Here is a 219-nt window from a genome sequence, read left to right on the forward strand (position 1 = left end):
GCGATACCGCGTCTTCCGCCCGCGTCGCGACCGGCGCATAGCCCTGCGGGCCGTCAGGTTCAGGCTGATCTGCGCGCCGCGGTGTATCAGTTCCACCAGCGACAGCACGGCGACACGCCGGCCCGCCTCGCCGCCGCAGGACTCGACCTCACGCACGATGGCCACGCCGGTTCCCTTGCTACCGGGATCGAGTTTAAGACGGACCGGTTGCAGGACGCA

General features: G+C 69.4%; 1 protein-coding gene. It reads right to left on the reverse strand.

Annotated elements, in window-relative coordinates; all coding sequences use genetic code 11:
- Positions 1–219 (reverse strand): RRXRR domain-containing protein (locus ACYP5B_RS16680; RefSeq protein ID WP_459570437.1); only part of this gene is annotated, 219 nt, incomplete at both ends.

It is taken from the genome of Cupriavidus sp. 8B, from assembly GCF_054589115.1.